The sequence below is a fragment of the Streptomyces sp. NBC_00597 genome, assembly GCF_041431095.1.
Classification (GTDB): Bacteria; Actinomycetota; Actinomycetes; order Streptomycetales; family Streptomycetaceae; genus Streptomyces.
On the sequence record NZ_CP107757.1, the window covers coordinates 6,547,240 to 6,557,618 of the forward strand.

The window sequence follows — 10,379 nt, forward strand, 5'->3', positions numbered from 1 at the left end:
ACTGAGGGGGCCGCTCCCTTTGCTGTACGTGCTGTCGCTCTACGTGCGGGACGTACCGGACGCTTTGTAGTCTGGATGCACGTGCACAACTGAAGAGGAGGAGCGCCCTCCCTACGCCGCCGGTCCTCGGTAGTGGTACCCGGAAGGCCCCAGGGGCCCCGAACCGGGTACTTCGATCGAAGACCGGCCCGCACGCAAGGAGCGCTTCTCCGCAACCGTCCGCAGCCACACGGGCAGCGGACGGAGACGACGAAAATGGAGAAAACGCTAGTGGAGAACGAGACCCACTACGCCGAGGCCGTCATTGACAACGGTTCCTTCGGCACCCGCACCATCCGCTTCGAGACGGGCCGTCTGGCCCGCCAGGCCGCCGGCTCCGCCGTTGCCTACCTGGACGACGACACGATGGTGCTTTCCGCCACCACCGCGTCGAAGAAGCCCAAGGACCAGCTCGACTTCTTCCCCCTGACGGTGGACGTCGAGGAGCGGCAGTACGCGGCCGGCAAGATCCCCGGCTCCTTCTTCCGCCGCGAGGGCCGGCCCTCCGAGGACGCGATCCTCACCTGCCGCCTGATCGACCGCCCGCTGCGCCCGTCCTTCAAGAAGGGCCTGCGCAACGAGATCCAGGTCGTCGCCACCATCATGGCGCTGAACCCGGACCACCTGTACGACGTCATCGCGATCAACGCCGCGTCCGCGTCCACCCAGCTGGCCGGCCTGCCCTTCTCCGGCCCGATCGGCGGCGTCCGCGTCGCGCTGATCCGCGGCCAGTGGGTGGCCTTCCCGACGCACACCGAGCTTGAGGACGCAGTCTTCGACATGGTCGTCGCGGGCCGCGTCCTGGAGGACGGCGACGTCGCGATCATGATGGTCGAGGCCGAGGCCACCGACAAGACCATCGCCCTGGTCAAGGACGGCGCCGAGGCGCCGACCGAGGAGATCGTGGCTGCCGGCCTCGACGCCTCGAAGCCCTTCATCAAGGCCCTCTGCAAGGCCCAGTCGGACCTGGCCGCCAAGGCCGCCAAGCCCGAGGGCGAGTTCCCGGTCTTCCTGGACTACCAGGACGACGTGTACGAGGCCCTCGCGGCCGCCGTCAAGGGCGAGCTCTCCCAGGCGCTGACCATCGCGGGCAAGCAGGACCGCGAGGCCGAGCTGGACCGCGTCAAGGAGATCGCCGCCGAGAAGCTCCTCCCGGCCTTCGAGGGCCGCGAGAAGGAGATCTCCGCCGCCTACCGCAGCCTGACCAAGGCCCTGGTGCGCGAGCGCGTCATCAAGGACAAGGTCCGCATCGACGGCCGCGGGATCACGGACATCCGTACCCTCGCCGCCGAGGTCGAGGCCATCCCGCGCGTGCACGGCTCGGCGCTGTTCGAGCGTGGCGAGACCCAGATCCTGGGCGTCACCACCCTCAACATGCTCCGCATGGAGCAGCAGCTGGACACCCTTTCCCCGGTGACCCGCAAGCGCTACATGCACAACTACAACTTCCCGCCGTACTCCGTCGGTGAGACCGGCCGCGTGGGCTCGCCCAAGCGCCGCGAGATCGGCCACGGCGCGCTCGCCGAGCGCGCGATCGTGCCGGTCCTCCCGACCCGCGAGGAGTTCCCGTACGCGATCCGTCAGGTGTCCGAGGCCCTCGGCTCCAACGGTTCGACGTCCATGGGCTCGGTCTGCGCCTCCACCATGTCGCTGCTGAACGCCGGTGTGCCGCTGAAGGCCCCCGTCGCCGGTATCGCCATGGGCCTGATCTCCCAGGAGATCGACGGCAAGACGCACTACGTCGCCCTCACCGACATCCTCGGTGCGGAGGACGCCTTCGGCGACATGGACTTCAAGGTCGCCGGCACCAAGGAGTTCGTGACCGCCCTCCAGCTGGACACCAAGCTGGACGGCATCCCGGCCTCCGTCCTGGCCGCGGCCCTCAAGCAGGCCCGCGACGCCCGCCTCCACATCCTCGACGTGATGATGGAAGCGATCGACACGCCGGACGCCATGTCCCCGTTCGCCCCGCGGATCATCACCGTCAAGATCCCGGTGGACAAGATCGGTGAGGTCATCGGCCCCAAGGGCAAGATGATCAACCAGATCCAGGAGGACACCGGCGCCGAGATCACGATCGAGGACGACGGCACCATCTACATCGGTGCCTCCGACGGCCCGGCCGCCGAGGCCGCCCGCGCCACGATCAACGCGATCGCCAACCCGACCATGCCGGAGGTCGGCGAGCGCTACCTGGGTACGGTCGTCAAGACCACCACCTTCGGTGCCTTCGTCTCCCTCATGCCGGGCAAGGACGGCCTGCTGCACATCTCGCAGATCCGCAAGCTCGCCGGTGGCAAGCGCGTGGAGAACGTCGAGGACGTGCTCGCGGTCGGCACCAAGGTCCAGGTCGAGATCGCCGAGATCGACCAGCGCGGCAAGCTCTCGCTGGTCCCCGTGATCGACGGCGAGGCCGCCGGTGACGACGCTGACAAGGACGACTCCGACAAGTGACGTCGCGTAGTTCCCGTGTGACGGCCCGCCCCTCTTCGGAGGGGCGGGCCGTCGCCCGTACCCAAACCCTCCTCAAGGGGGAGAACGGCATCGGCACCGTCCGGCGCACCGTCCTCCCCGGCGGACTGCGCATCGTCACCGAGACGCTGCCCTCGGTCCGCTCCGCCACCTTCGGCATCTGGGCGCACGTGGGCTCCCGGGACGAGACGCCCACGCTCAACGGTGCCACGCACTACCTGGAGCACCTCCTCTTCAAGGGCACGCACAAGCGCAGCGCCCTCGACATCTCCTCCGCGATCGACGCGGTCGGCGGCGAGATGAACGCCTTCACGGCGAAGGAGTACACCTGCTACTACGCCCGGGTGCTCGACACCGACCTGCCGCTGGCCATCGACGTCGTCTGCGACATGCTCACCGGCTCGCTGATCCGCGAGGAGGACGTCGACGCCGAGCGCGGCGTCATCCTCGAAGAGATCGCGATGACCGAGGACGACCCGGGCGACTGCGTGCACGACCTGTTCGCGCACACGATGTACGGCGACACCCCGCTGGGCCGTCCCGTCCTGGGCACCGTCGACACGATCAACGCCCTCGGCGCCGACCGGATCCGCCGCTTCTACAAGAAGCACTACGACCCCCGCCACCTGGTGGTCGCCGCGGCCGGCAACGTCGACCACAACAAGGTCGTCCGCCAGGTCCGTGCCGCCTTCGAGAAGGCCGGGGCCCTCACCCACACCGACGCCGAGCCGATCGGCCCGCGCTCCGGAGCCAAGCGCATCCGCACCTCCGGCCGCGTCGACCTAGTGGGCCGCAAGACCGAGCAGGCCCACGTGGTCCTCGGCATGCCCGGCCTCGCCCGCACCGACGAGCGCCGCTGGGCGCTCGGCGTGCTGAACACCGCCCTCGGCGGCGGCATGTCCTCCCGCCTCTTCCAGGAGGTCCGGGAAAAGCGCGGCCTGGCCTACAGCGTGTACTCGTACACCTCGGGCTTCGCCGACACCGGGCTCTTCGGCGTGTACGCGGGCTGCCGCCCGAGCCAGGTCCACGACGTGCTCCGGATCTGCCGCGGCGAACTCGACAAGGTCGTCTCCGAGGGGCTCACGGACGAGGAGATCAAGCGGGCCATCGGCCAGCTGTCCGGCTCCACCGTCCTCGGCCTGGAGGACACCGGCGCGATCATGAACCGCATCGGCAAGAGCGAGCTCTGCTGGGGCGACCAGATGTCCGTCGACGACATGCTGGCCCGGATCGCCGCCGTGACCCCGGACGACGTCCGCTCGGTCGCGCGGGACGTACTGGCCCAGAGGCCGTCGCTCGCGGTGATCGGTCCGCTGAAGGAGAAGCAGGCCGCCCGCCTCGACGAAGCGGTGGCCTGAGACCCTGACACCCCGAGGCCGGGCACCGGCCGCCGCCGGCCGGTGCCCGGCCCGTACGACAGGAAGCGAAGAAGCATGAGCAGCAAGCTGCGGGTAGCGGTTCTCGGCGCCCAGGGCCGCATCGGCTCCGAAGCGGTCAAGGCCGTCGAGGCCGCCGAGGACATGGAGCTGGTGGCCGCCCTCGGCCGCGGCGACAAGATGGAGACGGTGGTCGAGGCGGGCGCGCAGGTCGCCGTCGAGCTGACCACCCCCGCGTCGGTCATGGGGAACCTGGACTTCCTCGTCGGCCACGGGATCCACGCCGTGGTCGGCACCACCGGCTGGACCGAGGAACGCCTCGCCCAGCTGGACACCTGGCTCGCCGGCTCCCCGCAGACCGGTGTGCTCATCGCCCCGAACTTCTCCATCGGCGCCGTCCTCACCATGAAGTTCGCCGCCCAGGCCGCCCGCTACTTCGAATCCGTCGAGGTCGTCGAGCTGCACCACCCGAACAAGGTCGACGCCCCCTCCGGCACGGCGACCCGCACCGCGCAGCTGATCGCGGCCGCCCGCGCCGAGGCCGGCCTCGGCGCGCAGCCCGACGCCACCGCCACCGCCCTGGACGGCGCGCGCGGCGCGGACGTCGACGGCGTCCCGGTGCACGCGATCCGCCTGCGCGGTCTGCTGGCCCACCAGGAGGTGCTCCTCGGCGGCGAGGGCGAGACCCTGACGATCCGTCACGACTCCCTGCACCACAGCAGCTTCATGCCGGGCATCCTGCTCGGTGCGCGCCGCGTCGTGCAGCACCCGGGCCTCACGTTCGGCCTGGAAAACTTCCTCGAACTCGGCTGATGAGCAGGCAGTAGTACCCATGCGCGCGAAGATCACTTACTTCCTCACGGCCGCAGTCCTGGTCGTCTACTTCGTCCTGGTCGGCAGCCGGGGGGTGATGCTGATCCAGCAGGGCACCGCGCTGACCGTGACCTTCGGTGTGGCCGTGCTGATCCTGCCGGTCATCGGCGTCTGGTTCCTCTGGAAGAACACGCAGTTCGTGACGAAGGCGAACCAGCTCGCGACCGAGCTGGAGGCCGAGGGCGGACTGCCCGTCGACGAGCTGGAGCGGGACGAGTACGGCCGGATCCTGCGGGATTCCGCCGACGAGGTCTTCGCACGCCGCAAGGCCGAGACGGAGGACGCGCCGGGGGACTGGCGCAGCTGGTTCCGCCTCGCCGTCGCCTACCACGACGCCCGCGACACCCCGCGGGCCCGCAAGGCCATGCAGCGGGCCATCGCCCTGCACGGCGGACCGCGCGGCTAGTCGGGGCGCCCGTCGCGGGCGCGTGAGCGGCGGAAGCCCGTACAGGAACGGATCCTGTACGGGCTTCCCGGTATTGCGCGCGTGCGGGTCAGGCGGGCACGGCCCGGTACTCGTCGGCCCAGGCCTCGACCATGTCGGCGGCCCGGTCGAACGCCTCGGTCCGCGACAGGAAATCGGCGCTGTGGTCGGTCAGCAGCACCGGCAGCTCCGCGCCGTCGCGCCCGGCCGCCGTCAGGGCCTGCCCCTGCACGGTCCGCGGCAGCCCCAGCCAGCGCACCGGCTGCTGGACGGTACGGACCTCGGTGATCTCGTTCCAGTTGACCGAGCGGGTCCGGAAGAAGCCCACCCTGCGAAGTCCCGCGGGGCTCACCCAGACGCCCGCCATGAGGATCCGTACCGCCGACCCGATCACGCCGAGTGCGGCGGCCAGGCAGAAACCGGCGCCGGTCCAGGCACCCGCGAACGCGATGATCATCGTGGCCAGCAGCATGAACGCGGCCAGCAGGAGCAGCAGGGCCGCGCCGGCCACCCGCCACGGCCCCGGCCGGTACGGCCGCCGCCAGCGGTCGGGGTCCTCGTGGGCGAGTACGTCGTCGCCGGCACTGTCTTCGTGCGCGTCGAACGCGCGGTCGGCCGTCAAGAAGGGCAGGGGCACGGCTGTACCTCACTCACATGCACGTTCGGTTGGGCTTGCCCGTGAGGCTACCGCCCTTGGGAGGCCTCCGACTGCTGCGACTTGGCGGGCTGGTGGGGCTGGAGTGATGGCATGCCGAAGAGAAGGGAGCCGACGAGCCCTGCCACCACGGTCAGCCCGACCAGACTACGGGCGGCCAACTGGGGCGTGCTCAGACGCTCGCGTGGCGGCGGGGTGACGTTACTGCGGAAACGGTCGGCCTCGGCGACGAAGGCGAACGGGACGGGTTCGCTGGGGGTACCGCCCAGCGGTAGCTGGGGGAGGAACATGGAGCGACTCTCCTCACGGTCAGGCCCATGGGGCGGCGGGAACGGGTGCGCTTGGCGTGTACCCGTGAAGACGTACGGGCCGCCCAATCCGTGCCTGAATTCGGGACATTAACCAAATTTTATGGCTGGGTGTCAGCTGAAAGGGTGGCCCGGTCGCCTCCCGGAGCCCGTTGCCCGTGCACGGCGAGCACTGGGGCGCGCCGTAGAGTGGGCGCGCCCCATGTGAGACGTTCGGAAGGACCCCCGGTGAGCGAGACCGCCGCTTCAGACCTGAAACCCAGCTTCCGCAGTGATGTCACGGTGGAGCTGGTGAAGCACTCCGCCGCCGACTCCGACGTGCTGTGGGCCGCCCGTGTCTCCACGGCCGGCGAGCAGTCGCTCGAAGAGCTCCAGAAGGACCCCGAGCGCTCCAAGGGCCTCATCAACTACCTGATGCGGGACCGCCACGGCAGCCCGTTCGAGCACAACTCGATGACGTTCTTCATCAGCGCCCCGATCTTCGTCTTCCGCGAGTTCATGCGGCACCGCGTCGGCTGGTCGTACAACGAGGAGTCGGGCCGCTACAGGGAGCTCGAACCGGTCTTCTACGTCCCGGACGCCGAGCGCAAGCTCGTCCAGGAGGGCCGCCCGGGCAAGTACGTCTTCGTCGAGGGCACCGCGGCCCAGCAGGAGCTGACGGGCCGGGTCATGGAGGACTCGTACCGTCAGGCGTACGAGGCCTACCAGGAGATGCTGGCGGCGGGCGTGGCCCGCGAGGTTGCCCGTTCGGTCCTGCCGGTCGGACTTTTCTCCTCGATGTACGCGACCTGCAACGCGCGCTCGCTCATGCACTTCCTCGGCCTGCGCACGCAGCACGAGCTCGCGACCACGCCGTCCTTCCCGCAGCGGGAGATCGAGATGGTCGGCGAGAAGATGGAGCAGCACTGGGCCGCGCTCATGCCGCTGACGTACGCCGCGTACAACGCGAATGGCCGCGTCGCCCCGTAAGGCCCGGTCCGTCCCCATGGGGACGGGTGAACCCGTGGGGTACAGATGTGCGGAGTCAAGTCCGAAGTGTCCGTATTGCCACGTTTCGTAAAGTTCATCTAGGCTGATCAAACGGACCCGGCACTGCTTGAACCCCCGAGCAGGCAGTGCCGGGATCCAACAGTCCTCCCGGCCCGGCGCGGGAGCCACACCCCGTTGACGTCCCCCGAGGGGACACTGCGAGCATGGCAGCGAGTAGCGTGTTACCCATGGCTCCGATCTCGACTCCGCAGACCCCCTTCGGGCGGGTCCTCACCGCCATGATCACGCCCTTCACGGCGGATGGCGCACTCGACCTCGACGGCGCGCAGCAGCTCGCCGTCCACCTGGTGGACGCAGGCAACGACGGCCTGATCATCAACGGGACCACCGGCGAGTCCCCGACCACCACCGACGCGGAGAAAAACGACCTCGTACGAGCCGTCCTGGAAGCCGTGGGTGACCGTGCCCACGTCGTCGCCGGCATCGGCACCAACGACACCCGCCACACCCTGGAGCTCGCCCGCCAGGCCGAGCGCACGGGCGCACACGGCCTGCTCGCGGTGACCCCGTACTACAGCAAGCCGCCGCAGGAAGGCCTCTACCGGCACTTCACGGCGATCGCCGACGCCACCGGGCTCCCGGTGATGCTCTACGACATCCCCGGCCGCAGCGGTGTCCCGATCAACACCGAAACGCTGGTCAGGCTCGCCGAGCACCCCCGCATCGTGGCCAACAAGGACGCCAAGGGCGACCTCGGCCGTGCCAGCTGGGCCATCGCCCAGAGCGGACTCGCCTGGTACTCCGGCGACGACATGCTGAACCTGCCGCTGCTGTCCGTCGGCGCCGTCGGCTTCGTTTCCGTGGTCGGCCACGTGGTCAGCCCCGAGCTCCGCGCGATGCTCGACGCGCACCTGGGCGGCGACGTCCAGAAGGCCACCGAGATCCACCAGAAGCTGCTGCCCGTCTTCACCGGCATGTTCCGCACCCAGGGCGTGATCACCACCAAGGGAGCCCTGAACCTGCAGGGCCTGCCCGCGGGCCCGCTGCGGCTCCCGCTGGTCGAGCTCACGGCCGAAGAGACGGCCCAGCTCAAGATCGATCTTGCCGCCGGCGGGGTACAGCTCTGAAATAAGACTTCACAACTGAACAAGCAAAACGAACAAAACAGACGAATGCAAGTGCACGAATGACATGCGCGCCACGTGCCTTACGAGGTACGTGGCGTGTGTGGTGAGGAGACACTTTTGAGCCATCCGCATCCTGAACTCGGTGCGCCGCCGAAGCTCCCCAAGGGCGGCCTGCGCGTCACCCCGCTGGGCGGTCTCGGCGAGATCGGCCGCAACATGACCGTCTTCGAGTTCGACGGCCGCCTGCTGATCGTCGACTGCGGCGTTCTCTTCCCCGAAGAGGAGCAGCCGGGCATCGACCTGATCCTGCCGGACTTCTCGTCCATCCGGGACCGGCTCGACGACATCGAGGGCATCGTCCTCACGCACGGTCACGAGGACCACATCGGCGCCGTCCCGTACCTCCTCCGGGAGAAGCCGGACATCCCGCTGATCGGTTCCAAGCTGACGCTGGCCCTGATCGAGGCCAAGCTCCAGGAGCACCGGATCCGCCCCTACACCCTTGAGGTGAAGGAAGGCGACCGGGAACACCTCGGACTCTTCGACTGCGAGTTCATCGCGGTCAACCACTCCATCCCGGACGCCCTGGCCGTCGCCATCCGCACCCCCGCGGGCCTGGTGGTGGCCACCGGTGACTTCAAGATGGACCAGCTCCCGCTGGACAACCGCCTCACCGACCTGCACGCCTTCGCGCGTCTGAGCGAAGAGGGCATCGACCTCCTCCTCTCGGACTCGACGAACGCCGAGGTCCCGGGCTTCGTCCCGCCCGAGCGCGACATCTCGAACGCCATCCGCGGCGTCTTCGCCGGGGCCCAGAAGCGGATCATCGTGGCGAGCTTCGCCAGCCACGTCCACCGCATCCAGCAGATCCTGGACGCCGCGCACGAGTACGGCCGCAGGGTCGCCTTCGTGGGCCGCTCGATGGTCCGCAACATGGGCATCGCCCGTGACCTGGGCTACCTGCGCGTCCCGGCCGGTCTCGTCGTCGACGTGAAGACCCTCGACGACCTGCCGGACGACGAGGTCGTGCTGGTCTGCACGGGCTCCCAGGGCGAGCCGATGGCGGCCCTGTCCCGCATGGCCAACCGCGACCACCAGATCCGGATCGTCCCCGGCGACACCGTCATCCTGGCGTCGTCGCTGATCCCGGGCAACGAGAACGCGGTCTACCGCGTGATCAACGGCCTGACCCGGTGGGGCGCCAACGTCGTGCACAAGGGCAACGCCAAGGTGCACGTCTCGGGCCACGCCTCCGCCGGCGAGCTGCTGTACTTCTACAACATCTGCAAGCCGCGGAACCTCATGCCGGTCCACGGCGAATGGCGCCACCTGCGTGCCAACGCCGAGCTCGGCGCCTTGACGGGTGTCCCGAAGGACCGCATCGTCATCGCCGAGGACGGCGTGGTCGTCGACCTGATCGACGGCAAGGCCCGCATCTCCGGCAAGGTCCAGGCCGGCTACGTGTACGTGGACGGCCTCTCGGTCGGCGACGTCACGGAAGCCTCGCTCAAGGACCGCCGGATCCTCGGCGACGAGGGCATCATCTCGGTGTACGTCGTGGTGGACAGCACCACCGGCAAGGTCGTCAGCGGCCCGAACATCCAGGCCCGCGGCTCCGGCATCGAGGACTCGGCCTTCTCGTCGGTCATCCCGAAGATCGAGGAAGCCATCGCCCGCGCCGCGGCCGACGGCGTCGCGGAACCGCACCAGATCCAGCAGCTCATCCGCCGGACCATGGGCAAGTGGGTCTCGGACGGCTACCGCCGCCGCCCGATGATCCTCCCGGTCGTCGTCGAGGTCTGACCCTCGCCGTAGCGCCGTCACCGGAGCGGGGCAACCGGATTTGCGTCCGGGGGCCCCGCTCCAGTACGTTTACGTCTCCACCTCGCACAACACCCCGGCACACACGTGTGCCCGGACGTGTGCCGCGCGAGCGGGTGGGATTCGGACCCAGGGAGACCTGATAAAGTCTGATCCACCCGAAAGGGAAAGGCCCTCCAACGGCCGCTGAATTCAAATCGATCCGGAAACGGAGCGGAAAGAATCTGGTAAGGTTGGAATCGCCGGAAAGGGAAAACGCGAAAGCGAAGGACCTGGAAAGCGAGCGGGACTGAC

At 69.0% G+C, this 10,379-nt stretch carries 9 protein-coding genes; 7 read left to right on the top strand and 2 right to left on the bottom strand.

Annotated elements, in window-relative coordinates:
* The first annotated feature begins 270 nt into the window (after positions 1 to 270).
* The 4 genes from OG974_RS29965 to OG974_RS29980 all read left to right on the top strand — a co-directional run bounded on the left by OG974_RS29965 (position 271) and on the right by OG974_RS29980 (position 5,166).
* Complete coding sequence (locus OG974_RS29965) at positions 271 to 2,493, top strand: polyribonucleotide nucleotidyltransferase (protein ID WP_327285809.1); 2,223 nt, start codon at positions 271 to 273, stop codon at positions 2,491 to 2,493.
* Entirely contained in the window at positions 2,490 to 3,869 is a 1,380-nt protein-coding gene (locus tag OG974_RS29970) for a pitrilysin family protein (protein ID WP_327278856.1), read from the top strand. The genes OG974_RS29965 and OG974_RS29970 overlap by 4 nt, the downstream gene beginning before the upstream one ends.
* A gap of 75 nt (positions 3,870 to 3,944) precedes the next feature.
* Entirely contained in the window at positions 3,945 to 4,700 is a 756-nt protein-coding gene (gene dapB / locus OG974_RS29975; RefSeq protein WP_327278857.1) for a 4-hydroxy-tetrahydrodipicolinate reductase, read from the top strand.
* Between the two features lie 19 nt (positions 4,701 to 4,719).
* Positions 4,720 to 5,166: a hypothetical protein gene (locus tag OG974_RS29980; RefSeq protein WP_327278858.1), complete on the top strand. Its 447-nt coding sequence runs from the start codon at positions 4,720 to 4,722 to the stop codon at positions 5,164 to 5,166.
* A gap of 88 nt (positions 5,167 to 5,254) precedes the next feature.
* Here the strand turns inward: OG974_RS29980 and OG974_RS29985 are convergent, their stop codons facing one another.
* Together OG974_RS29985 and OG974_RS29990 are read right to left on the bottom strand one after the other, a co-directional pair.
* Positions 5,255 to 5,821, bottom strand: coding sequence for a PH domain-containing protein (locus OG974_RS29985; protein WP_327278859.1), 567 nt, complete (start codon positions 5,819 to 5,821; stop codon positions 5,255 to 5,257).
* A 47-nt stretch (positions 5,822 to 5,868) separates the two neighbouring features.
* On the bottom strand, positions 5,869 to 6,129 hold the full coding sequence (locus OG974_RS29990; protein WP_327278860.1) for a hypothetical protein: 261 nt from the start codon (positions 6,127 to 6,129) through the stop codon (positions 5,869 to 5,871).
* Positions 6,130 to 6,375: 246 nt separating this feature from the next.
* Between OG974_RS29990 and thyX the strand changes: the two genes are divergently transcribed.
* From thyX to OG974_RS30005, 3 genes are all read left to right on the top strand, one after another.
* On the top strand, positions 6,376 to 7,116 hold the full coding sequence (gene thyX / locus OG974_RS29995; RefSeq protein WP_054220976.1) for an FAD-dependent thymidylate synthase: 741 nt from the start codon (positions 6,376 to 6,378) through the stop codon (positions 7,114 to 7,116).
* A gap of 248 nt (positions 7,117 to 7,364) precedes the next feature.
* Positions 7,365 to 8,264, top strand: coding sequence for a 4-hydroxy-tetrahydrodipicolinate synthase (gene dapA, locus OG974_RS30000; protein ID WP_327278861.1), 900 nt, complete (start codon positions 7,365 to 7,367; stop codon positions 8,262 to 8,264).
* 117 nt (positions 8,265 to 8,381) lie between these two features.
* Positions 8,382 to 10,067, top strand: coding sequence for a ribonuclease J (locus OG974_RS30005; protein ID WP_327278862.1), 1,686 nt, complete (start codon positions 8,382 to 8,384; stop codon positions 10,065 to 10,067).
* The last annotated feature ends 312 nt before the right edge of the window (positions 10,068 to 10,379 follow it).